The 26,955-nt window shown below is 36.7% G+C and carries 26 protein-coding genes and 4 tRNA genes; 11 read left to right on the forward strand and 19 right to left on the reverse strand.

The window, feature by feature from the left end; all coding sequences use genetic code 11:
• Positions 1 to 79 precede the first annotated feature (79 nt).
• The gene (locus AC5WOF_RS00120) at positions 80 to 1,201 is read right to left on the reverse strand and encodes an oxidoreductase (protein ID WP_496047926.1); all 1,122 of its coding nucleotides are present in this window, start codon (positions 1,199 to 1,201) and stop codon (positions 80 to 82) included.
• A 503-nt stretch (positions 1,202 to 1,704) separates the two neighbouring features.
• Here AC5WOF_RS00120 and AC5WOF_RS00125 point away from each other — a divergent pair.
• From AC5WOF_RS00125 to AC5WOF_RS00150, 6 genes are all read left to right on the forward strand, one after another.
• Entirely contained in the window at positions 1,705 to 3,228 is a 1,524-nt protein-coding gene (locus AC5WOF_RS00125) for a spore germination protein (RefSeq protein WP_496047927.1), read from the forward strand.
• Between the two features lie 29 nt (positions 3,229 to 3,257).
• Positions 3,258 to 4,418 carry a Ger(x)C family spore germination protein gene (locus AC5WOF_RS00130; RefSeq protein ID WP_496047928.1) on the forward strand — a complete coding sequence of 387 codons (1,161 nt, stop codon included), beginning with the start codon at positions 3,258 to 3,260 and terminating at the stop codon, positions 4,416 to 4,418.
• Between the two features lie 22 nt (positions 4,419 to 4,440).
• Positions 4,441 to 5,535, forward strand: a complete 1,095-nt coding sequence (locus tag AC5WOF_RS00135) for a GerAB/ArcD/ProY family transporter (protein WP_496047929.1) — start codon at positions 4,441 to 4,443, stop codon at positions 5,533 to 5,535.
• Between the two features lie 265 nt (positions 5,536 to 5,800).
• Entirely contained in the window at positions 5,801 to 6,685 is an 885-nt protein-coding gene (locus tag AC5WOF_RS00140; protein ID WP_496047930.1) for a polysaccharide deacetylase family protein, read from the forward strand.
• Between the two features lie 77 nt (positions 6,686 to 6,762).
• Entirely contained in the window at positions 6,763 to 7,113 is a 351-nt protein-coding gene (locus AC5WOF_RS00145) for a hypothetical protein (RefSeq protein ID WP_496047931.1), read from the forward strand.
• 19 nt (positions 7,114 to 7,132) lie between these two features.
• On the forward strand, positions 7,133 to 8,158 hold the full coding sequence (locus AC5WOF_RS00150; RefSeq protein WP_496047932.1) for a CobW family GTP-binding protein: 1,026 nt from the start codon (positions 7,133 to 7,135) through the stop codon (positions 8,156 to 8,158).
• A gap of 612 nt (positions 8,159 to 8,770) precedes the next feature.
• Here AC5WOF_RS00150 and AC5WOF_RS00155 read toward each other — a convergent pair.
• Positions 8,771 to 9,250: a MarR family winged helix-turn-helix transcriptional regulator gene (locus tag AC5WOF_RS00155; RefSeq protein ID WP_496047933.1), complete on the reverse strand. Its 480-nt coding sequence runs from the start codon at positions 9,248 to 9,250 to the stop codon at positions 8,771 to 8,773.
• 151 nt (positions 9,251 to 9,401) lie between these two features.
• Here AC5WOF_RS00155 and AC5WOF_RS00160 point away from each other — a divergent pair, with 151 nt between their 5' ends.
• The 3 genes from AC5WOF_RS00160 to AC5WOF_RS00170 all read left to right on the forward strand — a co-directional run bounded on the left by AC5WOF_RS00160 (position 9,402) and on the right by AC5WOF_RS00170 (position 12,608).
• Entirely contained in the window at positions 9,402 to 11,012 is a 1,611-nt protein-coding gene (locus tag AC5WOF_RS00160) for an FAD-dependent oxidoreductase (RefSeq protein WP_496047934.1), read from the forward strand.
• Positions 11,013 to 11,031: 19 nt separating this feature from the next.
• The gene (locus AC5WOF_RS00165; protein ID WP_496047935.1) at positions 11,032 to 11,415 is read left to right on the forward strand and encodes a hypothetical protein; all 384 of its coding nucleotides are present in this window, start codon (positions 11,032 to 11,034) and stop codon (positions 11,413 to 11,415) included.
• Between the two features lie 62 nt (positions 11,416 to 11,477).
• Positions 11,478 to 12,608: an NADH:flavin oxidoreductase gene (locus AC5WOF_RS00170; protein WP_496047936.1), complete on the forward strand. Its 1,131-nt coding sequence runs from the start codon at positions 11,478 to 11,480 to the stop codon at positions 12,606 to 12,608.
• 611 nt (positions 12,609 to 13,219) lie between these two features.
• Here the strand turns inward: AC5WOF_RS00170 and AC5WOF_RS00175 are convergent.
• From AC5WOF_RS00175 to AC5WOF_RS00255, 17 genes are all read right to left on the reverse strand, one after another.
• On the reverse strand, positions 13,220 to 13,837 hold the full coding sequence (locus tag AC5WOF_RS00175; protein ID WP_496047937.1) for a flavin reductase family protein: 618 nt from the start codon (positions 13,835 to 13,837) through the stop codon (positions 13,220 to 13,222).
• Positions 13,838 to 13,902: 65 nt separating this feature from the next.
• On the reverse strand, positions 13,903 to 15,249 hold the full coding sequence (locus AC5WOF_RS00180) for an MFS transporter (RefSeq protein WP_496047938.1): 1,347 nt from the start codon (positions 15,247 to 15,249) through the stop codon (positions 13,903 to 13,905).
• Between the two features lie 616 nt (positions 15,250 to 15,865).
• Positions 15,866 to 17,062, reverse strand: a complete 1,197-nt coding sequence (locus AC5WOF_RS00185; protein WP_496047939.1) for a hypothetical protein — start codon at positions 17,060 to 17,062, stop codon at positions 15,866 to 15,868.
• Between the two features lie 347 nt (positions 17,063 to 17,409).
• A complete protein-coding gene (locus AC5WOF_RS00190; RefSeq protein ID WP_496047940.1) occupies positions 17,410 to 17,562 on the reverse strand; it encodes a hypothetical protein in 153 nt (50 codons plus the stop codon).
• Between the two features lie 32 nt (positions 17,563 to 17,594).
• Positions 17,595 to 17,669, reverse strand: a tRNA-Val gene (locus tag AC5WOF_RS00195).
• A gap of 13 nt (positions 17,670 to 17,682) precedes the next feature.
• Positions 17,683 to 17,758: transfer RNA gene (locus AC5WOF_RS00200), tRNA-Ile, on the reverse strand.
• Between the two features lie 36 nt (positions 17,759 to 17,794).
• A tRNA-Asp gene (locus tag AC5WOF_RS00205) sits at positions 17,795 to 17,871 on the reverse strand.
• A gap of 5 nt (positions 17,872 to 17,876) precedes the next feature.
• Positions 17,877 to 17,953, reverse strand: a tRNA-Met gene (locus AC5WOF_RS00210).
• Positions 17,954 to 18,008: 55 nt separating this feature from the next.
• The gene (locus tag AC5WOF_RS00215) at positions 18,009 to 18,191 is read right to left on the reverse strand and encodes a hypothetical protein (RefSeq protein ID WP_496047941.1); all 183 of its coding nucleotides are present in this window, start codon (positions 18,189 to 18,191) and stop codon (positions 18,009 to 18,011) included.
• A 338-nt stretch (positions 18,192 to 18,529) separates the two neighbouring features.
• Entirely contained in the window at positions 18,530 to 19,066 is a 537-nt protein-coding gene (locus AC5WOF_RS00220; RefSeq protein ID WP_496047942.1) for a phosphatidylglycerophosphatase A family protein, read from the reverse strand.
• 97 nt (positions 19,067 to 19,163) lie between these two features.
• Positions 19,164 to 20,003: a PHP domain-containing protein gene (locus AC5WOF_RS00225; RefSeq protein WP_496047943.1), complete on the reverse strand. Its 840-nt coding sequence runs from the start codon at positions 20,001 to 20,003 to the stop codon at positions 19,164 to 19,166.
• A gap of 68 nt (positions 20,004 to 20,071) precedes the next feature.
• Positions 20,072 to 20,239: a hypothetical protein gene (locus AC5WOF_RS00230; protein ID WP_240873712.1), complete on the reverse strand. Its 168-nt coding sequence runs from the start codon at positions 20,237 to 20,239 to the stop codon at positions 20,072 to 20,074.
• 101 nt (positions 20,240 to 20,340) lie between these two features.
• Positions 20,341 to 21,501 carry a hypothetical protein gene (locus AC5WOF_RS00235; RefSeq protein WP_496047944.1) on the reverse strand — a complete coding sequence of 387 codons (1,161 nt, stop codon included), beginning with the start codon at positions 21,499 to 21,501 and terminating at the stop codon, positions 20,341 to 20,343.
• Positions 21,502 to 21,650: 149 nt separating this feature from the next.
• On the reverse strand, positions 21,651 to 21,848 hold the full coding sequence (locus AC5WOF_RS00240; protein ID WP_496048805.1) for an SEC-C metal-binding domain-containing protein: 198 nt from the start codon (positions 21,846 to 21,848) through the stop codon (positions 21,651 to 21,653).
• Between the two features lie 113 nt (positions 21,849 to 21,961).
• Positions 21,962 to 22,960 carry a 3D domain-containing protein gene (locus AC5WOF_RS00245; protein WP_496047945.1) on the reverse strand — a complete coding sequence of 333 codons (999 nt, stop codon included), beginning with the start codon at positions 22,958 to 22,960 and terminating at the stop codon, positions 21,962 to 21,964.
• A gap of 205 nt (positions 22,961 to 23,165) precedes the next feature.
• Positions 23,166 to 24,008, reverse strand: coding sequence for a VanW family protein (locus tag AC5WOF_RS00250; protein WP_496047946.1), 843 nt, complete (start codon positions 24,006 to 24,008; stop codon positions 23,166 to 23,168).
• 59 nt (positions 24,009 to 24,067) lie between these two features.
• Positions 24,068 to 24,379 carry a DUF1294 domain-containing protein gene (locus AC5WOF_RS00255; RefSeq protein ID WP_496047947.1) on the reverse strand — a complete coding sequence of 104 codons (312 nt, stop codon included), beginning with the start codon at positions 24,377 to 24,379 and terminating at the stop codon, positions 24,068 to 24,070.
• A 183-nt stretch (positions 24,380 to 24,562) separates the two neighbouring features.
• On the opposite strand from AC5WOF_RS00255, the gene AC5WOF_RS00260 reads away from it, so the two are divergent.
• Together AC5WOF_RS00260 and AC5WOF_RS00265 are read left to right on the forward strand one after the other, a co-directional pair.
• Entirely contained in the window at positions 24,563 to 25,897 is a 1,335-nt protein-coding gene (locus tag AC5WOF_RS00260) for a cytochrome ubiquinol oxidase subunit I (RefSeq protein WP_496047948.1), read from the forward strand.
• Positions 25,897 to 26,910 carry a cytochrome d ubiquinol oxidase subunit II gene (locus AC5WOF_RS00265; RefSeq protein ID WP_496047949.1) on the forward strand — a complete coding sequence of 338 codons (1,014 nt, stop codon included), beginning with the start codon at positions 25,897 to 25,899 and terminating at the stop codon, positions 26,908 to 26,910. Before AC5WOF_RS00260 ends, AC5WOF_RS00265 begins: the two co-directional genes overlap by 1 nt.
• Positions 26,911 to 26,955 lie beyond the last annotated feature (45 nt).

Here is a 26,955-nt window from a genome sequence, read left to right on the forward strand (position 1 = left end):
TAATTGTCAAGGGTAAAAAGGAAAGACACAAAAAGCGTGCATTTATTTTTTGCACACTTTTTGTATTACATAAAGATTTTTATATTTTACTTAATTCTTCATCTTTGATAGTCGCGACTGGTTTAAAGAGATTTTCTAATGCATTTCCATCAAATGATTGAAGAACTTTTCCTTCCCGTACACGAATCGGCCAATCTCCATTGGTTAGAGCAGGTCTACCAAGTGCAATGAGATCTGTATCTCCATTGTTAAGGATTTCCTCTGCTTTTTTCGGATCACCTAAGTCTCCATTAGCGATAACAGGAACTTTGCCATACTTTTTGGCCAAAGCCGCAAAGGTTAGACCTGTTTCTCCAAATGCAGGTTTGGTAGCATCCAATTCTGTTGTAATATGAATGTAGTCTACACCTGCTTCTCCTAGACTTGAGAAAATTACAGCTGCATCTTTTTCTTCGCCAGCCCATTTATGATGAAAATCATTCACTTTTGATTGTGCGATCCGAATTCCAATCACAAATTTCGAATTAGCTTGGCGGCGCATTTCTTGGATCACTTCCACTAAAAGACGAACACGATTATGAACAGATCCACCATATTCATCCGTGCGTTGGTTTGTATAATCTGTTAAAAATTGATCTAACAAATAACCATTTGCTGCGTGAATTTCTACTCCATCAAATCCAGCTTCCATTGCCAGTTGCACAGATTTACCAAACGATAAGATGACATCATTAATCTCTTGTTTTGTTATTTCACGCGGTAAGGTCCACTTACTTTTGCCACCATGTGCAGCTAGTGGTTTTCCTTTTGGCATGATTGCTGAAGGGCCCACAGTTTCTTCTGTATAATAACTTCCCTGTGAAATTGCTCCAGCATGCATAATTTGTGCAAAAATACAGCCGCCTTCTTTATGAACTGATTCAGTTACTTTTTTCCATGCTTGTACATGTCTTTCATTCGTAAGTCCCGGTTGATTTGGATATCCTTGACTAAATGCTTCATCTGGATAAATTCCTTCTGTAATCAGTAATGCAAAATCACCACGAGCAAATTTTGTATAATATTGTGCCATTCGCTCTGTAGCTTGACCATCTTTTGTTGCACTGGTACGCGTCATCGGTGCTAAAGCAATCCGATTTTTCAAAGATACATTTTTCAATTTTATGTTTGAAAATAATTTTGTTTTAGATGCATTATTCATGAGTTATTTAGCTCCTTTAGGAATATGATTATTTATCTTAATTGAGATAAAAATATCACGGATCCATTCAAGCAAACAATACAGTCCCTTCACGAACTTATGCAAATTTGCATAAGTTCATCACGCTTATTTCTAAGGTTTAGCGGGATTGTTTGACACCTATGTTCAAATGAAAGGGAGTTGTACTAATCACAATCAAAAGAAAGCCTATCTTTTTCAATTACAAGATATACCTTCGCTTTGTTCTAATGCTATTCGTATCTAAAAACCTATCTAACAGAAAAAAACATCACTAATGTTGATAATCCAACAATAATCAGAAAACCAATTACCTTCCATACCATTCTTGTTCTTCCTTCAAATATACTAATTTAATTATTTTAGGTTACTAATAAAGAACTCTCCTTATACATCCAACCTCAGTTACATAATTTTTTTGCAACGAGGAGACACTTAGTCAAAGATATTGTTCTAAGAACTTTACTAGATCGATAGGTGAAACAATGAATTTCTTCAAAAAAAATTCAGAACAGATTTCGATTCCTCATCCAAACCTGTCTGAAAACCTTAGTCATTCACTAACAAAAAATGAAACACAAATTAAAAGTATATTATCTAACAGTTCAGATATCGTGATAAGAAAATTAAATTTAATGAATATGTATCCTTCATTGATTATCTATATCGACGGCATGACAGATACCAAACATCTCGATATGGTGTTACTAAAACAAGACAAGAGCAAAGAGATAAATGATAGTAAACCACTTAAATCGATTCATGATATTATCGATCAGCTAGAAACATCTTCAGAAATCAAAAAAATCCAGAAAATACAAGAGGTACTTCAATCCATTCTCAACGGAGAACTGGTGATATTACTGGATCAATTAAATGAAGCAATATCGATAAGCATGAAACAATGGCAAGAACGATCCGTTACAGAACCAAATACAGAAGCACTCATTCGAGGACCTCGTGAAGGCTTTATTGAAAATATCAGAGTCAATACCTCTTTAATTAGACGAAAATTACATACCCCGCTGCTCAAAATTCAATCGTTTACAATTGGTTCCATATCAAAAACGAGTATAGCGATGATCTATTTAGAGGGAATCGTTAACCAAAAAGTTTTAAACGAACTGACCAAACGAATTAAAAAAATGGATATTAACAGTGTTTTGGAATCGAGTTATATCGATGAGATGATTCGCGATGCACCCTATTCCCCTTTTCCATTAACACAAATAAGTGAAAGACCCGATACTGTTGTAGCATCACTACTTGAAGGAAGAGTCGCTATTCTGATCGACGGTACCCCTTTTTCAATTATTGTTCCTGTAACATTTTGGAGTTCGCTCCAAACTGCTGAAGACTACTATCAAGGTTTTTACATCACCATTTTGGTACGCTGGTTACGTTTTTTATTTTTCGGTTTAGCATTGATCTTACCTGCTTTTTATATCGCTGTTACTACCTTTCATCAAGAAATGATACCAACCAGTTTAATGCAAACCATCATTAGTTCAAGAGAACATGTACCATTCCCAACTATCATCGAAGCATTATTGATGGAAATCGTATTTGAAGCTCTAAGAGAAGCAGGGATTCGATTACCTCGACCCATAGGTCAAGCAGTCAGTATTGTAGGAGCACTTGTACTAGGACAAGCAGCTGTTGAGGCAGGAATTGTCTCATCTCCTATGATTATTATTGTATCGATGACAGGAATAGCTTCCTTTGTTATCCCAAAAACAGAATTGACTGGAGCCATTCGATTGTTTCGATTTATTTTAATGGCCATGGCTAGTACTTTTGGACTTTTTGGTGTTGGCGCAGGTCTGATTGCATTATTAATTCATCTTGTTAGCTTAAAATCTTTTGGTATACCTTATTTTACCCCCATTGCTCCTTTTGATTGGGAAGGAATAAAAGATGTACTTATTCGATTACCTTGGAAAAGAAGAAAGTACCTTGAACAAAAATTAAACGAGCACTACTCATCATTTCGGGAAGAACGGCAATAATATAAGATTCTTAAACAAGGATGTTAACTATGCAAAAATGTTTAAACTTATTGATTTGTATAATGACGTGTCTTTTTCTAACTGGATGTTGGGACCGTATCGAAATCAATGATATTGCACTTGTAATGGCAAGTGGGTTTGATCTAACAAAAGATGACCAAATCGAAGCCACCATACAAATAGCTAATTATCAAAAGAAACAAGACGATAAAAAATCACAAACACTTGTATACACCGAAAGAGGAAAAAATTTCTACGATATCCGTCAAAAATTGCAGAGAAAGTTATCTAAACGCATTTTTTTGGGACATCGCCGAGTGATACTTGTTGGAGAAAATTTTGCAAAGCATGGAATTCACAATGTGATGGATACGTTGTCGAGACCACGGGATTCACGACTCCAAACATATATTTTGACCACTCGCAATGCTACTGCAAAAGAAATACTAGATACACCCTATTTATTTGAACAAATACCTGCGGAAGGAATCCGGGATTTAGAAAGATTCGGGTCAGGACAAGAGAGCAATTTAGTCGAACATTTAAACAGTTTGTCGTCCTCCACAAACCAATCCGTCGTTACAGGTGCGATTCAGTTAGTGAATAAACAAGAAACGAAAGAAAAAAGTTTTAAGGTACAAGACGCAGCAGTATATCAAAATGGAAAGCTTGTAGGCTATCTGTCAAACAAAGAAGCTGCTATTTATAACCTTCTTAAAGATAAAACGATAAATAGTGGTATTTCAACTCCTATCTCCAAGCAAAAAAATGAAATTGTCAGCAGTGAGATTGTGAAAGTACACTCGAGCATAGATCCCGTTATCGATAAGGAGCAAGTAAAACAGATAAATATTTCAATGGAAATCATTGCTATTCTCACAGAGAATATGACGAAACTTGACTTGGGCGATAAAAAAAATTTAGAACTTGTCCAACAAATGTTTTCTCAAGATATTAAAAGAAGAATGGAATCGCTCGTTTTCCGATTACAACATGAATTGCGTGTAGATCCGATAGGACTTGGAGAAGCTATACATACGAAACACCCTGCCATTTGGAAGAAAACAAAAAGTAGATGGTTAAATATTTATACAGATATACCTGTAAATGTGCACATCAAATTCAATCTTGTTTGCACTGGCAGATCTACCGCCGCTGAATATCTAAAAGAACCGGAAATTAACAAATGATATATGAGGAAGGTAGATATCATTGAAAATATCAAATGTACAAATATTTTGGATGATGTTTTGTATGAATTTTGGTATGACAATGCTTCTTACATTGACACCTGCCATTGCTTTAGCCAAGCAAGATGCTTGGATTTCAACGATAGTGGCTGGGTTAATAGGCATGACTATTGCATATATTGCTACCAAACTAAGTCACCTCTATCCTAGAAAAACACTTGTTGAATATAGTGAAATTATTCTTGGAAAATGGATAGGGAAAATTTTTGTACTGGTTTATTTTATCCAATGGTACACAGTAATCGCGATAATTTTAAACCAAAGTGCTGAATTAATCCAAACTCTCATTCTCCCTAAAACTCCTATGTTCCCCGTCATGGCAATCATGTTATTACTAATCGTATATGTATCATATTTAGGAGGCATTACTTCCATCGGTCTTTGCAGTGAAGTGCTTGGTCCGATTGTCGCATTAATGGTATCCATTGTTATTTTGCTTAGTATAAATAATGTTAGTTTGCCAAATATATCACCTATTTACTATGATTCAGGATTGCTACAAATCATAAAGGGATCATTTCACCCAGCATCTTTTTTAGGAGAAAGTGTCATCTTAACAATGATTCTCGCATTTACCAGACAATCTGAAAAAAAAATCCCAAGTGGTGTTTGGGGTGTGGCGATTGCTAGTATATTTATAACCCTTTCGACTGTCATGATCTTGTTAACCTTAGGACCTAATGTTTCCGCAAAGATGTGGTACCCATTTTTTGAAATGACAAAAACTATTTCCGTATTTCAGTTTGTAGAAAATTTAGATGCTATCGTGATAATCGTATGGTTTGCCAGTGTTATTATTAAATTAAGTATCTATTTTTTTGTCACCTGTTATGGTACTGCACAATGGTTAAATGTAAAAAATTGGAGAAAATTAATGTGGTTTATTAGTCCTGTTGTTATTTTACTTGCCTACGTTCCAAAAAATATTGTAGAGGCTTCTATTTCATATCCTCGAAACTTATATCTAACCTATGTTTTTCCGATCGCTTTGTTTTCCCTCCCACTCTTACTTCTCATCATCGGCTATATCCGTAAATGTGGAAAAGCAAGTCATTAATCATGCTTTTCATCTATGCAAGAATGCATAAAATATTTGTTTTAATTAATTGTTTCAACGTATATGAATCAGTACAATTTTGTTAAGCGCTTACAATAACTTTTCAGGAGGATAATAAGTACCTAGTTGACCATGCATATTGGTAATCTAGGTAACCATCATGCTCACTTTTTAAAAATTGAAGGTTTCATTCCATAAAAAACCTCTTTAGAACATGTTATATGATTACACTTTCTAATTTAACAATTAAAGGAGTGTATAAATAATGGCGAAAAAGAAAGAAATTTTGGTAGCGTATGGTGTAGATGTTGATGCTGTAGCTGGTTGGCTTGGATCATATGGTGGTGAAGATTCTCCTGACGATATTTCCCGTGGAATGTTCGCAGGGGAAGTAGGCACTCTTCGCCTATTGAATTTATTTAAGAAATACAAGTTAAAAACAACTTGGTTTATACCCGGTCACTCCATCGAAACCTTTCCTGATCAAACACGCAAAGTAGTTGAATCTGGTCATGAGATCGGTATCCATGGTTATTCACATGAAAACCCGATTGCTATGACCGAACAACAAGAAGAAGCAGTATTGTTAAAATGCATAGAGTTAGTCGAAAAGATTTCTGGAAAAAGACCTACTGGCTATGTTGCTCCTTGGTGGGAATTCTCAAATCTCACAAACAAACTCTTGCTTAAAAATGGTATCAAATACGATCATAGCTTGATGCATAACGATTTCCACCCATACTATGTAAGAGTCGGAGATAGTTGGACACGCATTGATTATTCACAGCCGGCAGAAAACTGGATGAAACCGTTGGTTCGTGGGAAAGAGACAGATTTAATTGAAATTCCAGCCAATTGGTATTTAGATGATTTACCTCCTATGATGTTTATTAAAAAGTCTCCTAATAGCCATGGTTTTGTTAATCCGAGAGACATTGAACAGATGTGGCGGGATCAATTCGATTGGGTGTACCGTGAGAATGATTATGCTGTTTTCACCATGACAATCCACCCAGATGTTAGCGGTCGTCCCCAAGTTCTACTAATGCATGAACGCCTAATCGAGTATATCAACACACATGAAGGGGTTCGTTGGGTTACATTTGATGAAATTGCAAATGATTTTGCACAAAGAAATCCACGTAAATAATAGGTAAAATAATCTAATCGAGGAAAACAGAAAAATTCCTCGTTTTTCTTTATTTTTAAGAGGAGGTATTTAATTACATGTGTGTTCTATGTAGTGAATTTATTAACCAAGTACATTGGACTGATCGTTCCCGCGTAATGGAACAAGCTAACTCTACTATCATCGCTGAAAATGAATCAATAAGAAGAATTCGTCAACAAGAAAGAATTCGTCGAACAAAACTAGCCAATTGTATAATAAAATCTACTGGTTTAAAATTGGAAGAATGGAATGGAAGTAAATTTATACTTCGTGATAAAAAAGGTAACTCTGATATCATACATGATATGAGTCAACTGTGGCCTGCTGTCGATCAAATGCTCAAACGACAACTCGATCCACTTGATCCTGTTTTTTTGGAACAACTTTACACTACAAATTTAAGTTAAGAACAGGGGTGACAATAATATGTTAAACCATAAAGGGAAAATCCCCATTACGATCATCTCTGGTTTTTTAGGTAGCGGAAAGACAACTTTATTACGCAATGTTCTAAAAAAGTACCCAAATACTGCCGTTATTGTTAATGAATTTGGGAAAATAGGATTGGACCATCACTTATTGGAACGTAAAGAAGAAACCACCCTTTTATTAAAGGGTGGATGTATATGCTGCTCAACACGCCAAGATCTAGTAGAAGCACTCTCACTTTTGTTAAACAGAATGGAGAGCAATGAAATTGCCAAGGTAGAAAATATAATCATTGAAACGACTGGATTAGCTGATCCTGCTCCGATTTTGTTTACTGTTCTTACTCATTCAGTACTTCAACATCATTTTTACATCAGTCAGGTATTAACTACTGTAGATTCGGTAAATGGAGCGCTTCAGATGAATAATAATGGTGAGTTTGTTAAGCAAATTGTTTCTGCTGACAAAATATTATTCACAAAAACCGATATTGCTGAATCTAATCAGATTCGAGAATTAAAAGAAAAAATTGTTATCCTTAATCCAACAGCCGAGTTAATAGAAGTTGTTTTTGGACAAACCGATCCAAAAAATCTACTTCTGCCCTCATCTGAAAGTACACATGCTAAACCCGAAGTCACTTCTTTACAATCAAAATCACTGTCATTTGAAAATACCCATATGAATCCAATTCGCTCTCTTTCTATTGCCTTCGATCAACCTCTAGATTGGCAAGCATTTGGTCTTTGGCTCAGTATGCTGCTTCACAGACATGGAAAAGATATTTGGAGAGTAAAAGGTTTCCTTGATATCGGTGAAATTGGTCCAGTGATGTTAAACGGTGTTCAACATATCATTCATCCGCCAACTCATCTTGATCATTGGCCACAAGATAATCATTTTTCTAATCTAGTTTTTATTATGCGCTCAGTTAATCCAGAGGCAATATTACATTCTTTACAATCGTTTCAACATATATTAGGCTCAACACCACAAAAGGTGGAACTCAAAGTGATTGCCTAGAATATAATACACAACTATTTTATCTTTAATCCTCCATATCAGACTGATTAAAGATACTAGTCCTTTTTAAGACAAATCAATCAATATAAAGAAACAACCGTGAACTGCACCCCAATTGTTGGACAGTTGAACTTAATCCCGTCAAGTAGACCGTTATAAAAAATGCGCTAGGCCGCCAGTGCGTTTCGGAATTCAACCGGAGCACACTGGTTTAACTTTTTCTGGAACCATTCATGATTGTAGAACCATGTATTCTTCCATTGCTTGATGGAGTTCATCTTCTATTTGACACTGAAAAAAGTACAACGTTTCAGTTTTGAAATGAGAAAAGAAGGACTCGATACAAGGCTCGGTATATGGAGTACAACTCCGAAAACGGGTATATTCCTGCTCTAACACAGTCTGTTAAGAAAGATACTTTTTGATTTGATTTCTGTCTTTTGCTGGATAGATAACACTCTATACTTCTATGATCTTTACTCTCTATAAGAGGGGATGTTAAAAACCAAATAATAATGCAAGTAATATTATCTAGCAAAACTCGTCATATTCTATTAGAGAACATGACGAGTTTTCAATACTTTACATCTTAACAGTTTTTCCTTTTAGAAATCAGTTCATATCATCGTTCGATTCCTTAACATCCGCGAGTTGATACAAAAGATAAAGCAAATGTCTACGACTTTCTAAAGGAAAGGAAGCCAATACCTTTGTTGCTGCTTCGAGCATTGCAACCCCAGTTCTTTTTATAAGCGGTGCAGCAGTATCTGTAATCTGTATCAGTGTGGCACGACGGTCATTAGGATCAGGTATACGTACGATAATATTTTCTTTTTCTAAGGCATCAACAAATTGAGTTACGGTACGCTTTTTGATTCCTAATTTTGTTGCTAAATCACTCATTCTGATCTTTCCTGCTTCTTCAATACATATCAAAAATCGCATCCTCGGTCCAGTCAAATAGGTAGGCACATCTTGTGCAGACAGATGAGCCTCAAATTGAGAGTGAATAGAATGGGTAGTTTTGAACAATATTTCTAACAGAAACTCGGGTGTTGGTGGTTCTATTGGAAAAGGAACTTTTGTATCCATAAAATCCTCCTTGACGTCTTGTTATTTAGTGTGTATACTCACTTTATAATCATTTAGTGAGTATACACACTGTAACTATACTCCTAAAATGTATTCTACGCTTTCTGCTTATCTTTGAAAAGCACAAATATTGGAAAGGAGTTCAGCTAAGATGTCTAAAAAACAAACCCCTGTTTTGATTGTGGGTGGTGGTTTGGTAGGTTTATCTGCAGCACTTTGTCTAGCAAACCAAAACATTCCTTATATTCTTATAGAACGACATGCTGGTACCTCTATTCATCCCCGCGCAAATGGTATGAACATCCGTACCATGGAGATTTTCCGAGAACTTGGAATTGAAAAAGAGATTCGAGCAGCTGGGAAGGTACTAGAAAAAAGCAATGGTGCTATTGAAGTGAAGGTGCTAGCGGAGACAGATTTAAACGAGGTCAAACGAATAGCTCCTAATGGACATGAATTAGAAGAATTAATTGGAGAACAAGTAAAAAACATCAGTCCTATTAAAGGTTGCGCATGTTCTCAAGATCAGTCAGAACCTGTTTTGCTTAAGAAAGCACAACAACTAGGTGGAGATATTCGGTTTTATACTGAGCTCATTTCTTTTGAACAAACAAAAACTGGTGTTCAAGCGGTGATAAGAGATCGGAAAACGGGACAAGCAGAAACCGTTTATGCCAAATACATGATTGCCGCTGATGGAGCCAAAAGTCAAGTGCGTCAAGCTTTAGGGATTGAGTTTACAGAGGGAGGCTCTTTTGGGCATTACATCAATATTTATTTTCAAGCGGATCTGCGGAAATTGGTAGAAGGTAATGAATTTATTGTATGTAATATTACGAATCCTGAATCACCAGGCGGATTGCTATCTGTTAATAACAAGGATCGATGGTGTTTTCATATTGCCTACCATCCTGATAAAGGAGAATCACCAGATGATTTTCCACAGGATCGCTGCAGTGATCTCATACGTAAGGCAATCGGTTTACCAAATTTAGATGTTACCATACTAAGCATTCTTCCATGGGAAGCTGCCTCACGAATTGCGAAACATTATCAAGTTGAACGTGTTTTCTTAGCAGGAGACGCAGCTCATGTCATGCCACCAAAAGGAGCATATGGTGCAAATACAGGAATACAAGATGCTCATAACTTAGCTTGGAAATTAGCTGCTGTTTTACGTGATGAAGCAAATACTGATTTGTTGACCACTTATGAACAGGAACGCAATCCTGTAGCTCAATTTGCTACAAATCAATCTGTTCTCAATCTTACAAATGGAAAGGGTCGCGTGCATTCTCTTATCCCTGCTATCGGTTATTTATACCAATCAGATGCAATTGTCACGGAAGAAAATATAGAGATTCGATTAGATGAACTACGATTAGATGGTATACCTGGCAAAAGAGCTCCACATGTTTGGTGCAGCTATCAAGGAAAACGCATCTCAACAATTGATTTACTAGGAAAAAACTTCGTATTGTTTTCAGGAGATAAAGGGAAAGAATGGTTACATGCAGCATCAGATGTTTCCTTACGTTTAGAAATTCCAATACAAGCATACCAAATAAGTAGGGATGAAGATTTAGTGGATATAGACAATAATTGGCAAAAGGCATACGGGATACCTAGTGGAGGTGCTGTACTAATAAGACCTGATGGTTTTGTCGCTTGGCGCACAAATGAAGAGATAGAAAATAAAGCGGAGATTCTAGCAGAAGTATTTCGCCAGATCTTATTTCATAGAAAATCCAACATTAGTTAATACACAAGGAGTGAATAGGATGAAGGGGAAATCTACAACAGTTATTCGTGTTTTATTTGGGTTGATGTTATTAGGATTTGGTTTTTCTGGACTGCTAAATCTCATGCCCGCCCCACATTATGCTGGACCAGCTGCTGATTTTATGGATGCGCTAATAAAAACCGGTTACATCATGATTTTCGTAGTTCTAATGAAATTGTTAGTAGGAACATGCTTGCTGATAAATCGTTTTGTTCCACTTGCTTTGGTTTTGTTTATGCCCATTTCCGTGAATATGTTTTTCTTTCATTTATTTTTGGATATTGTTTCCATTTTACCTGCATTGGTTATCATTTGCCTAAATACCTATCTTCTTTTTGCTTATCTGGAGAAATATAAACCGTTTTTGGAAGCAAAAAATTAAATCATTTTCTTTACTTTTGATTAGAAGGACATAATATTCCCATTTTTAGGAGGATCATTATTGTGGAAAATAATAAAGAAATTCAATCGTCGACTACTGTTGAGTCGTTGTTTCAACCTTTTAGATTCGGTAATGTAACGCTATCAAATCGAATCGTAATGGCTCCAATGACTCGTAGTTTTTCTCCAGGAGGGATACCAGGACAGAATGTAGCAGACTATTATCGACGTCGAGCAGAAAATGGTGTTGGATTAATTGTGACAGAAGGAACTTTTATCAATCATCCAGCTGCCGGAAATGACCCTAATGTTCCTAATATCCATGATGAAGGCGCACTTAACGGATGGGCAAAGGTAGTTGATGAGGTTCACAAGGTAGATGGTCGAATCATATTGCAACTATGGCATGTTGGAATGCAACGTAATGCAGGAGACCATCCGAATCCACACGTGCAGCCTATTGGACCTTCAGGGCTTGCCGTATCTGGTGTAAAAGTAACGGAACCGATGACAAAATCAGAGATTCATACAGTGATTGAAGCTTATGCACAAGCTGCTTCCAACGCAAAGCGGCTAGGGTTTGATGGAATTGAAATACATGGAGGACATGGTTATTTAATTGATCAATTCTTTTGGGAAAAGACGAATCACCGTACAGATGATTATGGGGGTAACCTCGTTCGTCGTACCCGTTTTGCAGTAGAGGTGATTGAGGCTTGTCGACGTGCAGTAGGAACCGATTTTCCTATTTCGTTTCGTTTGTCCCAATGGAAGCAAGGAGATTATACAGCAAAATTAGTAGAAACTCCTGGCCAGTTAGAAGATTTTTTAACACCTTTAGTAAAAGCAGGTGTCGATTTCTTTCATTGCTCTACTCGTCGATTTTGGGAACCTGAGTTTGAGGGATCCTCTCTCAATCTAGCAGGTTGGGTCAAAAAGCTAACAGGAAAACCAACCATTACAGTTGGCTCAGTAGGTCTAGATCAAGACCTTATCAGTTCAGTATTCCAAGGAAAAGAGACAAACAACACCGATATCCAGAATCTAATTACGAGACTAGAACAAGGAGAATTTGACCTAGTTGCAGTTGGTCGTGCTCTGTTGGCTGATCCTTCGTGGGTTGTCAAAATTCGAGACAATCGTATTAGTGAGATTGTGCCCTTTACAAGGGAAGTATTGAAAACATTGTTTTAGTTAGAGTAAAAAGAAAAACATAACTGGTTGAATTCTATGTTCCGATATGGCATCTCAAGTTATTTTCTATTTACTAGGAAAACAATACTAAGTCGCAATTCACTCCCTCTGTTCAAATAAATTTATCCTATCTTTTTGTAAGTGGCCTAAAAAAGAACGAATCATTGCGGTATCTTTGTAACATCTCCTTCATCAACCATCTATTTACTAAACTCGTTCAGATCATACAGGTAGTCGGTTGTTTTGATATAGATAGCAATAACCATATTATCTCTAATTCCTTTACAGGATAACTCGATTTGTTGACAACTCTACATGGTTAAAGCCGTTGGATTCTTGGGTCGATAGCCTCCTATTTCATTACCAAGCTGACCCCGTGTGCCCACGGTTTATGTATGTTGATTTCTTCTTTGCCGCGAGAAACTTGGTTTTTCGCCTGCAGAGACTATATATATAACTATAAGAACGCTAGTTTGTAAATTTACTTTTTTCAGAGGTTGGACTGGAGAAGGGAAATCCCTTCTCCTCGTCCAATTCTCGCTTTCATCCCACGATTTTTAAGCGATGGGTTTTCTCATTCGTAATGCTATAAAGTCGTGTACTTGGGAACTTCATTTTAAACGAAAGAATTTGTCCACGTAACTATAATTTCCTGCAAGACGACCTATAACTTGTAGTTTTTCCAAATCGATCTTTCCATCAAAATATAGATCATCTCTTATATGGAAAAATACTATTTGTCCAATTACAAGAGTTTCAAATCCTAAATGAATGAGTTTTACTAATTTGCACTCTAAATTAATTGGAGATTCCTTCACTCTCGGAGGGACTACCATCTCACTTTTTTCTGAATTCACACCTGAAATCTTGAATTCATCTACATTCGGTTCATACTCTCCTGAACTTGCATGCATCTTTTGCGCCAAAGAATAAGTTACGATATTTACTACGAATTCTTCTAAGTCTACTATATTTTTTAAAGTATCCTTTGTTGTACCTTCTCTTTCCCCTTCTCCAGGCCCGATTGAAATACCTATCATTGGAGGATGAGTACACAATACCTGAAAAAAGCTGAAAGGTGCTAAATTCAATACATGATTGCTACTGAGTGTTGATACCCAGGCTATTGGCCTAGGAACAACTGATCCAGCTAATAATTTATACAATTGCTTTTGATTTAAATCTACAGGGTCGATCTTCAATGATAATAAAAACCTCACTTTCTCCATTAATTTGCATATTCAAACTAGTAAGTTTTACTCTACCTAAAATTCTAATTTAACTTAGCAGATGTTTACTTAGATATATTTTCTAGAGATCGTGAAGGTGAAATCGATCGCGCACCAAACATCAATAATCCTGAGAGTAATAAAGGTAATACTCCTGCCACAAAAGCAGCAATTATTATACTATTCGAACTTACAAATAATGTAAATATGAATGAACCCAATATTCCTCCAATAGGTCCTGTAGCATTGATGATTGCGGTGCCAGTGCCACGAATTCTTGTAGGAAAAGATTCGCCCATATAGGTAAACAAAGCAGAGTAGGATCCTATTAAGAAAAATAAGCCGATACTATAAGATATCAATACGGACCAATATCCTGATGCTACAAAAAGCATATAGGTATAAGAAAGACCTGACATAAACCAAGCGAAAATAATAACACCTCTTCTTCCAAATCGATCTCCGAGATAACCATGAATGATATATCCGACGTAAGCAAGAGCATTAGAAAGAATGAGTAAAAATAAAGAGTTATTAAATGAGATACCTTTACCTGCCGTAAGAACAGTGGTCGATAAAACACTAAATATTTGAATGGCAAACCAATTTAATAAAAATGCGAGCCCAAGAAAGATAGTATGACGTCTTATATCTGGTGCGAAAAGTTGTGCAATTGTTGATTTGTTCATTTTTTGTGTATCAATACCGCTTCTCTCACCAATTTGATTTGCTTCCTCCTCTTTTCCTTCTTTTAAGAGTTTTCGAACGTGCTTAATTTCTTCAAACTTAGGAGATTCCTTTAACTTTAATCGTAACAAAATAATGATAATAGCTGGAATGGCACCTACTAAAAATACACCTTTCCAACCAACATACGGTAACAAGATAGAACTTGCAAATGCAGCAAGCAGAGCTCCGACTGGCCATCCACCTTGGATAAAACTGTAAAGAATTCCTCTTCTTTTCTCTCCAGAAATTTCAGATAAATAGGTTGTATTAACTGCTTGTTCCGAGTAACCAAAACCAGATAACGCACGAACTAGAATGAGATACAAAGGACCAATTGTAAGAGCAGTTAATCCAGAACTCAAGGCTGCTCCAGCTGTGGTAATTACTAAAGCATTACGACGACCAAAGTAATCTGTAATTGGCCCTACCGTTAAGGCAATCAGAAACGTTCCCACCGATACCCATGTTGCAATTTGCGAACTTTCCACTGTGCTCCAATGAAATTGTTCCGCTATAACTGGTAGTAGCGTCCCAAATAAAATAAAGTCATATACAGAGAATACCCAAGCAAAAAAGGCAACAATAGATGCATAGATTAGCTGAGCTCTGGAAACAGGGGATTTCCTAGAGTATGATTCATTTTCCAATTGCAAAGGGGTTACTTTACGAACGTTTTGAGACATCATAAACCCTCCCAATGATAATTTTGATACACATCCTTACGAATAAATAATTCCTTTTTTCAGGAGAATACAGATCACGAAAACGCTTTCATAAACATCTCTCCTCTTTAGTTAAAATGTGAACAATTTTTAACTTTTCTTCTGTATTAAAAAAATATCAAAGTTAAAATATAGGAACAACCAAGTAAACGAATAAAATTATGCAGAATGGCATAATAAGAAACAGGATTCCCTTTTATACAAGAAGAAACTGTGAATCCATTTAAAAAAATGTTCCTAGAAAATAGCCATCCGTATATAACAAAAAAACTCCCTATATCCAAGGAGTTTGATTGGTGGACAGTAGAGGAATCGAACCTCTGACCTCTTCCATGTCTAGTAACGCAGCAAGTTAATCTAGTTATTCCGTGCAGGAAATCCAATAAAATTGCAGGTTTTCAAAATTCCATTTGCTACTTGATCCCTTCTATTTACCCTAGTTCTCATAAGTGCGTGGTCAATTTGTGGTCAAATTCTTTCACTAAATTCAATTTGAAAAGTACAAATATGAATCTCTAGATAGAGTGGCCAGTCAGCACTGTTCATCGGTGTCTTGAAGTGCTATTTCGTTTTTGGTTTATTTTGCACTAGTACTAGCTTGAATTTGAGAAGTGATTTGTTTATGTGTAATTGATTTTATAAGTCCATCAAAGTAAGCGAATTTTTCCTCTTTATTCGCAGATATTATCGTATAATCTGCTATTAATTTCATATTACCTAATCCATGGGTCATAAGTACCTGTTTTGTTTTCCAGATTCGATCTTCCAACGTTTTTTTGCTAGATGAGTTTATAGGGGCTTTTAAATGAATATGAACTTCCATGTTTGGATCTAATACCTTAGGAAGTGGAGTGGTTACAGCTTTTTTTAGTGCTTTTTTGTAATCGATCTCCTGAGCATTCGGTTTACTGTAAGGAGTATTCACCAACACATAAATATGATCCGTTTGTTCTCCAAAAATGTTTTTGATTAGTGGAGATACTTCTTCCTCTGCTTGATATTTCCAAACATCTTCTCTTCCTAAACCATTATCAGCTATTAGTTGTTCATAAATATCAGTAGGATTATGAATATAGGCTACTGCAATAGGGCCAAACATGCCACTGCCATTCAATCCTTCTGTAAATGGGCCATTATGGTAATGAACCTCTAAAACAGCTTTTGCAAATCCATTGTCCATCAGTTGATTTCTAACCTTCCAAATAAGAGTTGATACCTCTTTTAACTGTTTGGGATCAGATATACTATGAAGATCAAGACGAATGGTAAGCTGTGGACCAGAAAAAAAACCAACTTCATATATGGATTTCTCTAGAGCACTTTTAATATTGTTTCTGATCTTCTTATGACAATCATCACATGTAAAATCTACTCGAACATACATTTGGGATATTTGGTCACCTGATACACCACTTAATATTTGTTTCACTTCATTGGATGCTTGATATTCATATAGCGTCTTTAAATAGCTATCATCACCTTCTCCTTCTTTTACAGTAAAGGTGATATCTGGTTGATCAACTGGATAAACAGTAGCACGCCAAATCATTGTATTTGGCATATCAACATTATATTCTTCACATCCACTGTCTTTGATAGCAAACTTCTTTCCATACTTTTTCTCCAATGTTTGCAATTTCTCTTGTAACTGCCCATCTTTCCCGGTGGAATAACATCGACCAAAAAGAATGGTTGATAAACTGCATCCTGTAAAAAGAGGTAAAGAGATGAATAAACAAAGAGACCAGACAAGCATTTTTTTCCACATATCCATCCCAGCCTTCTATTGCATTTTGTATATGCTCAATATAAACGAACATAATATTCTTTATATATTCAAATACTTATACAATAGGAAAATACTTGTGATTGATTTTGTTAGTAGTGACGAATACCATTTTAAAGATACCTTAAACAATACTTACACAACATATGAAAATGGTCAAAAAATGGCCTGATAAGGCCGAAATGTTTGATTGCTATCGGAAAGGCGATATATTAAAGGAGATTTTAAATGAACAAAGAACTTTACTTTACCTATCAGTGACAATATGAGAAAGGAGATTTAAAGTTTTGCCCACGTTGTGGGCACCACTTCTCAATAGAAGATTTACGATGACGTCAATTCTTTCTTGAGCTGTCTTTTCCTTTTACACTTACCCATGATGTCACCCCAATTAAAAAATTCTGTTCAAAATAATTGGGTAATAATATTTTAGTGTAATAAAGGTCTACAATCTGCATTTTCTCCGCTAAAACCCCATCTGCATACAACAAAAAAACTCCCTATTTCTAAGGAGTTTGATTGGTGGGCAGTAGAGGAATCGAACCTCCGACCTCTTCCGTGTCAAGGAAGCGCTCTCCCCCTGAGCTAACCGCCCTTATGCAACTGTATGGTGGGCCCAACAGGACTCGAACCTGTGACCGATCGGTTATGAGCCGACTGCTCTACCAACTGAGCTATAGGCCCGGAATATTTGCAATAATTGGTAAACGTAAAACGAAATGGCGGGGCTGACGGGATTCGAACCCGCGGTCTCCTGCGTGACAGGCAGGCATGTTAGGCCTCTACACCACAGCCCCATATTTGGTTGCGGGGGCAGGATTTGAACCTGCGACCTTTGGGTTATGAGCCCAACGAGCTACCGAGCTGCTCCACCCCGCGTCAGTGGCGACATTTGTTATTATACTATGGGCACATCTAACATGCAAGTATAAGTTTATAAATTTTTTCTCCATATATATTTTACTCCAAACCGACCTTTACGAGAACGAAAAACTTCTACACGATCTGGACTATCGTAGCCATAAAGCCACCAGTCTTCTTCCATACGTGCAGCCAAACATCTCGCTTGGAATTTTGTCTCATATAATTTCAACCAATAAACCCAATTTGTTGACATTTGGATAGTTCACCTCTTACTTCTAGTGTACCTAATTACTATCTGTTTCATGCTTAACGGACGCTTCTCATCCGAATGTATGATTCCTCATCGCAAAAGGATATACCTTTAAAAATTAATATTTATTTCATTTGTTATTCTTAATCATTTATATTTTGGATAAAATGGACACCATGCTCCACTCCTGCACATACAAAAAAAATTCATCTCCATACCTTATTATTACAGGCAGATGCTTGTTAGCTGTTCCCTCCTCCATTTAACCGAGTTTAGACACTCGGTTTTTCTGTATAAAAAAAGAGGTTCCATTTAGATAGATGGAACCTCTACATCGTTTGCTACAAATAAGCATCAATATCTTCCATTTCTTCTTCGCCTTCTTCTTCATCCCTCAGTCTATGTGCAATTCGTCCTGAAGCTGCTGCTGCAATGCTTGCAACTAAATCATCGATAAAGGTATTTACTGGACCATTTTTTGTCGTGTCCAGTTCTTTTATAATGCCAATTTTATGTTTATCTAGGTGTCCGAAAGTAGTAACTGCAATACTTCCATACCCAAAAACAGAGCCAAGAGCTAGTGTTTCATCACACCCAAATAATCCTTCATCAGAGCGAACCAGTGATAGCAATGGTTCAGACAGCATATCTCGTTCAGCTAAAATGTCCAATTCGATTCCCACTAAAATAGCATGTTGAATTTCACGTTTTTTCAAAACCGCAAGGACACTTTCCACACAAGCTTCCAACTGTAGGTTTGGAGCATAAGGTTTCTGCATCTGATACACAATATCTGCGATGGCGGCTATCGAAACACCACGATCTTTTAGTTTTTGCATAACAGCCATTTTGATTTCCTTGTTTAAAACTTTTCTCATTTTTATACTCCCCCTGTTTCCAAATCATAAACGAAATACTTTAGAAAGGAAACCCAATAAATTAAAATAAAGCAGTGTCTGAAGGAGAGTATCAAACTTATTTATTCGCTGCTGCCCTGAGTCTTTCTACTGTACTATAAGGTGTGGTGCATGTGCCTAAATTGGCATGATGCATTTGACCATTTCGTACACCATGATAATCCGAACCTGCAGTCGGAATAAGATTAAATTGTTCAGCCAATGCCTCATATCGAATTTTATCTTCTTCCGTGTGATCAGGGTGATTCACTTCTATACCAGTGAGTCCCATTTCGACAATGGTTGGGATGAGATCATCGCGATGATATATCCCAGGATGGGCCATGACTGCTACTCCACCTGCTTCTTTGATTGCTTGAATGGCTTCATCTGGGGATGTATTATTTAGCCGAACAAACGCTACACCATCTGTACCTAAATATTTATCAAATGCTTCATTTAAATCTCCTACCAGTCCCCTTTCAACAAGTATTTGACCAATATGCACTCGACCTACATTTTTTTGTTCAGAGTTAATTTCTTGTTTGGACTCCACTTCATCGATTGTAATATAGATTCCTAATTGTTCTAACTCCTCTAAAACTAAGTGATTACGCTCTTTTCTCATGTTTTGTTGTCTATCCAAAAGTCGCTGAAATGCAGGATGATAGGGGTCAATAAAATATGCTAAGATATCGATTGCTTGTCCATCCAATACTGTACTCATTTCCACTGCGGGTACAATTTCTACTCCTAATTTTTGCCCAGCAATTAACGCTTCTTGATATCCTCCTGCGGTATCATGATCGGTAATTGCTATTGCTTCTAAACCCAGTTCGGCAGCAAGTTTCACAACTTCTGTCGGGGTTTGGGTTCCGTCTGACATTATCGTATGAGAATGTAAATCTGCTCTTTTCATCCTATCACCTCATCATCTATCATACCAAAAAAGGCACCCTTTCATGGGTGCCTACACTCAACTTCATCTTACTTCACTGCACGGATTAATCGTTTCAATCTGGAAGCAAATTTCTCGGGGTTTTCTTGAATATTACGTGTATCTGCTGATACTCCTAATTCATTTGCTGCTTCAACCATTAATTGTTCTACATTATCGTTTTTCTTGGTTTGTTCGACACGATTTTGCTTATCCACGAAAAACGCCCCCTTTTGCTGAGTGTAGGTTTAGTATGTGTGGAATATCCAAAAATTAAACATAAAAAGCAACCCCTTCTGCATTGGAGAGATTGCTTTTTTTATTTTTGAAGTAAAACTTCGATATGCTCGTTTTCTTCCATAGAAACAACAGGATACATATTCTCAACCTGTGTAAACGCATACTGATTGTTATCCGATTGGATGGTTCCTTTGATCCAAAATCTTTTTTCCGTCCACATACGAGGGAAACTTCGGAGTTGAATCGGTCTCCATTGCTCACCAATTAAAATTACAGGCCCAGCTGAGGTAACATGGAGCAAAAACATATTTCGTTGTTCTGCTTCATCTTGATTTTTTTTCGTAACTCCGTTTTCCATCATCCAAGTACGAGCTTCAATCGTTTCTGGGATCAATCGAATGAATGGTACATATACCTTTTTAAATGCTTGAAACACATTGGCATGACCAGCAGACTCTAGCCAACGAAATAGGTGTTTACACGTGTTTAAAAATATACGCGCTGATATTGGAGTAGATTGATGATGGTCCATATACCAAACACTGAAAAAACGCGCTAATACATCTTCATTTAGAAGAGACCATTCAAATGATTGTCCAAAACGAAGGGAGAGATATTGGAATAGCGTTTCTAACGAACGTGAATACCAAGCTTGCGTACCTTTTTGTAGTTTGGTAACTTCCGAAACGTAGAACTGCTCTAAATGATTCAAGACAGATACTGGTAGTCCAGGTCTCTCTGCTTGATGTTCCATGGCAGATAAAAAGAAGTCTTGATTACTGTCTAAACGCATTTCTGTTGGAGCACTTGTCAATTGTTGCTCCATTGTTTCTAATTCATTTGCTCTTTGAATCGACCAACCGAGTACTCTCCAGCTGGTTTCTCGAATCGTAAGTTCTTGTTGTTCATCATCATGGTGGTTGTATTTCTCTAGCTGCACGAGTATCTCCCCTCTCATCTCATGCACAAACGATGTATAAGGGCCAAATAGTTCATAGCGATTTCCTATCCGTATGAGCCTGGCGAACACCAGTTTGTCTCTTGGTATAGCATCTTGTTTCATCACCTCATAGTCTTTATTCGTCTGGAGCGAGCGAAATGTCATCGTCTCCTGATCAGAGTCCAACATTTCAAAACAAGAAAAAGTTAATTCTGATAGGCTTTGAATCACTCTTTCTCCATCCATTCGATGATGTCGAATAGTGGATGCCCAAAGTTCTACTGGCCGTCTTCCGTTCATGCATGGTGCATCAAATAGCAAATAATAATGAAACGAGAAAGCAAAGCTTTTGGGAATAGGTTGATCTAAAGGTAACTGTAATATTTCTTTAAATCGGGTAGCCCATTTATCTTGATCATCTACTTTGGCATATCGATGAAACCATTTATCTAGATAGAGAGCAATTCCCCTTTCTGCCCTCTTTCTCGATTTTCTCTAGTCAATTCAGCTTGGTGAAAAACGATCACACGTTCACAACATTTTTTATACTTTTTACCACTGCCGCAAGTGCAGGGTTGATTTCGACCTACCATACTAACACCTCGGATGGAAATTTCCTTGTAATCCAGTATATCGGAAATAAGCATATAAGACAAAGAAAATTTCAAAAAAAGTCCACAGACAAAATATTTGTGTTATGTATCAGGTTCGATGAAAAACCAAAAAACCCTGCAATAAAATTTCATTGCAGGGTTTTCCATTACTTCACAATATGGACTTTTACATTTCGTCTGCCCCATTGTACACAATCAGCTTCACTTGAGAAATAAAGATCAATGATATGTCCTTTGATTCTTCCACCTGTATCTTCTGCAACACCGTATCCATAGCCTTCGATATAAAGTTTGGTGCCGAGTGGGATTACATCTGGATCAACAGCAACAGTTCCTTTATGAGGGGTGGTACCAGTTGCTGTTTTACTTCCATATGAAGTGTAAGCAGTTGATTCAAAGGTCATTGCTTGACCAGATAGTTCAACAGATGCAGAGATAGAACCTTCATCTTGTTTTTCTGGTTCTTTCGTTCCTAGTTTTACTAGTTCCATGACAGGAGCTACTTTATTGATTAATGTTTTGGTAAGGACAGGTTTTCCATCTTTTATCAATAGCTTCCCGTTTTTATAGAGAGCTACGATTTGATATTCTTCTTTTCCTGGTTTTCCTTTGGTTGTTACTTCTTTCTTTCCTTTTTCCAACTTGTCATCTTTTACTTCTTTGGTTGTGAATTTAATGGTTTTTGTTTCTTTTTTCACTCGCTGCTCTACTTTGTCCACAACGATCCTCATATTCTGGGTTATAGCTTCATTCATCGAAACATTTGGTTCATCCCAAGCAGATAAAAAAATCTTTCTCTCCTCTAAAAAGGAACCAACTGTTGTTTGAGAAGTGACGAAAGTACCTAGGTTCTTGCCGCCTAACTCAAGATTTACTTTACATTTACATTTTAGATCTACTGTTGTATCTCCATCTAATGATTTATTCCACGGGATAGAGGGTTGATAATTAGCTTTTAACTGTTGCACATTTTGTCCTGCACCAGCTAAAGCCTCTTCAAGTGTATTATGTAAACCCTCGCTCACAACTGTAGTTTTTCCATCACTAAATTTGACCGTCACTTTTGTCTCCATTGCAGCATAAGCGACAAAAGAACCTGATAAAAGTACTATTGCTATTACTCCTAATATTAGGAATTTCTTCATTGATCACTGTTACCGAAAAACTTAAAAATTCATTTTTAAGAAAAGGCACACTTAATTCGTATCGTCTAGACTGTCTGAAGTTTTCAGTAACAGCTTCGCACCTCCTTGTTAGGTGTACCTATTGTGTGTTGCCCATTATAACAGGACTTTTGGAGATATTCTATTTAAATGAAAAATGTTCCTTTTTTTTTCTTTTTTTTAGTTCTCATTTACTGGTAAAAACTTGTACAGTCACATATCCTTTTTTCGCTTCAGAAACAATGAGAATAGGGTTATTTCGGAGATTCTTAAACTTAAAATCAGGTCCTCCCCACGAAACAGTTGCATCTTTATTTTTGGGAACATATGGAACATTTCTGCTATGACTTTTACGTTCAATTATCGTGAGCTTTGCCTTATCTACACTGTTGAACAAGGTGGAAGATGTTTGGCATATCCCTCCTCCAATTCCTTCACTATATTCGCCTTTTACAATTATTTTGGCTTCCCGGTAACCTTTGGCTAAGGTACGCCTGCCAACGGTTTGATTGAAAGAAAAAATTTCTCCCGGCATCACCACAATATGATCAATAGCTTTAGCGGAAAGTTCAACATTATGAGATCGATTATCCATACTATTATTATAAAAAGTAGTATATGATGCTAATAATTTTCGTTTTAATTTACGAAGTTCTTTTGTAGTAAGTTTTGGACGTTGTATTTCAACGGGAATTTTTATTTTTTTCCCTATATATAAGTGAATTAAATCCATCCAACTATCCATTTCGGACAGGATGACTTTTCCCCCCGATTTTTCTGGTACAATTTGTCGATTTTCATAGTGTGCAGACGTGGGGTTGTGATTGATTTGTTTCGCAATTTTAGCAAACCAACGATGTAACTCCTGACGATCTAACGTCGTTGGATCTATGCCGTCAAAACCAGCTTGACGCAAATCCAAATACCACTGTTTTTCCCCATATGTTACATGAATGACTGGATTAGGAGACCCATCTTGAAAAATCGGGGGTAAAAGCAGAAGCATACAAGCATATAAATAAGTAAACAAAAAAATCCCCCCTTCTGTATATAGTTTGTACAAAGAAGACGGGACTTACCAAAACAAATTTATGCAATTAGAAAATGAATTACATAGGTGATCCAATAATTTATTCCAAAAATCGCCATTGGGTAAATAATTACAAGATTCAATACAAATAAGAAAGGAATAAAGATTAAAAAATTCCAATGTTTTGTCTTATGCCGAACAACTTGCATACCAATAAAAGAACCAAGCGCTCCTCCTAGCGCAGCAACGAGAAAAAGTCTCTTTTCAGGAATTCTTTGTTGACTCAGCTTTGCTTGTTTTTTATCATAAAGCATTTGAGAAAATCCAAATATATTGGCAACCACGATATAAATGATAACGAAGATATTCATAAAATTATTTTATCAGATAGACAAACTTGCATCAAGACATTGTGAATCACTTAACAAATTATGATCAATTAATGACGTTTTTCTTTATATATCATAAAAAGTATGTGAAACAGTGTACAAAGTTGTTCACAGAGAGTAAGATAATTGTATACAATTTAGACATTGATGAAGGAGGACTCAAAAATGGATTCTGCCTTTTGGAGTCGAATGCTTACTGAAGAGACACTTGCTTTTCACATTATCTGGGCTGCCATTGGAGTCGGAGTTCCTATATTTGTAAGTTTAGCAGAATTTATAGGTATTCGTAAGAAAGACATGCATTACACGATGATGGCAAAGCGCTGGACACGTGGATTTGTAATCACGGTTGCTGTCGGAGTAGTAACAGGTACATGTATCGGAGTACTGTTATCCTTGCTTTGGCCAACTTTTATGCAATTAGTTGGAAATGTGATCAGTCTGCCATTATTTTTGGAAACATTCGCGTTCTTCTTCGAAGCGATATTTTTGGGAATATACCTGTATACTTGGGATCGTTTTAAAAATCCTTATTGGCATTGGTTAACTTCTATCCCTGTCATTATCGGATCTACTCTCTCTGCAGTATTTATAACTACAGTAAATTCGTTTATGAACACTCCTGCTGGTTTTAAATTAGATGCGGCTGGGAAGGTAGTGGATATTGACCCTATCGGCGCAATGTTGAATCCTGCAACACCCTCAAAAGTAGGGCATGTTGTCTCCTCCTCGTATTTGATATCTGGCCTATTGCTAGCAGGGCTGGCAGCGTTTTTCATATTACGTGGAAGACAACATATTTATTATAGAAAAGCATTGAAATTAACAATGGTCACCACATTCATCCTGTCCATAACCACCATTTTAATGGGGGATATATCTGCAAAATTTCTAGCAGAACACCAACCAGCAAAATTAGCAGCTGCGGAGTGGCATTTTGAAACCAAGAAAGGTGCACCTCTCGTCTTATTTGGATCATTGGATCCAAAAACAAATGAAATAAAATATGCGATTGAAATTCCAAAAGCATTGAGTATTTTAGCAACAAATAACCCTAGCGGAACAGTGATTGGTTTGGATAGTATACCGAAAAATTTGTGGCCGCCTCTATATATTCATTACTTATTTGATACAAAAGTAAGTATTGGTTTCTACTTATTGTTCATAACTGCTGTATTTTTAATCCTTTGGATATGGAAAAAGGGAAATCCATTTCATCCCATCGTCTTATATGGAATCGTTATTGCAGCTCCATTGTCTTTCATCGCAATGGAACTGGGTTGGGTATTTGCGGAGGCTGGTCGTCTTCCATGGATCATAACAGGAATTATGAAAGTTGGTGAAGCAGCAACTACAGCAGCAAATGTGAAATTGATGTATTTCTTATTTACTGGACTTTATCTTTTACTGGCAATTGTTGCTTGTATTGTACTGTATCGATTATTTAAAGGAAAACCTGCTGAAGCAGAGATACAAGCTTTCGAAGGAGGTATCTCCTAATGCCACTTGAATTAATAGGTATAAGTGTACTGTGGACATTCCTCTATGGGTATATCATTGTTGCATCAATCGATTTTGGAGCTGGTTTTTTCTCCTATTACAGTTATCTGACGAAAAAAGAGCATGTCGTAAATAAAATTATTGATCGTTATCTGTCTCCTGTTTGGGAAGTTACCAATGTATTTCTCGTTTTTTTCATTGTTGGCATCGTCGGTTTTTTTCCTGACACAGCATATTATTATGGAACTGCTTTACTTATCCCTGGTGGCATTGCGTTAATTTTGCTCACCATTCGAGGCTCCTTTTATGCGTTTGCTAATTATGGCGGAAGAGATAGTAAATTTTTCTTGTTTCTATATGGAATGACCGGATTGTTTATTCCTGCGGCTCTCTCTACAGGTCTCACAATCTCAGAAGGTGGTTTTATTGTAGAGAACGGAAAGAAAATCGAGTTTTTATCTGGTGCATTATTTCGTAGCCCCTATTCATGGACAGTAGTTTTCTTAGCAATTGTAAGTATCTTGTATATCAGTGCTAGTTTTTTAACTTACTATGCAAAGAAAGCTGGAGATTTGCCTGCCATGGAACAATTGCGTAAATATGCGCTTTTTTGGAGTGGTCCTACAATACTTGCAAGTGTTCTTGTCTTTTGGGGATTATCCCAGCATAATCCTAATCATTTTGCAAAAGCATGGGACATCAGCCCTGTTTTTATTTGTTCCTTTCTTTGTTTTTTGGTGGCTGTGTTTTTTATCTGGAGGCGTAAATCACTTGGATTATCATTTATTGCTGTCATGATGCAATTCGCATTCGCCTTTTTTGGTTATGGTTACTCCCACTTACCTTATTTACTTTATCCGTACATCACATTGCAAAGCGGCTTAACTAATTCTACGATGGGATGGGCTTTAGTCCTTGCATTTATTGCTGGTTTGATCCTATTGATCCCATCTCTTGTTCTCTTAATGTGGTTGTTTTTATTTAATGCAAAATATGTGCGGAATGAAAAATAAAAATGCTGGGGGCATCCCAGCATTTTCTAATTTATCATTCGCTTT

The sequence above is a fragment of the Shimazuella sp. NTD250 genome, assembly GCF_059510375.1.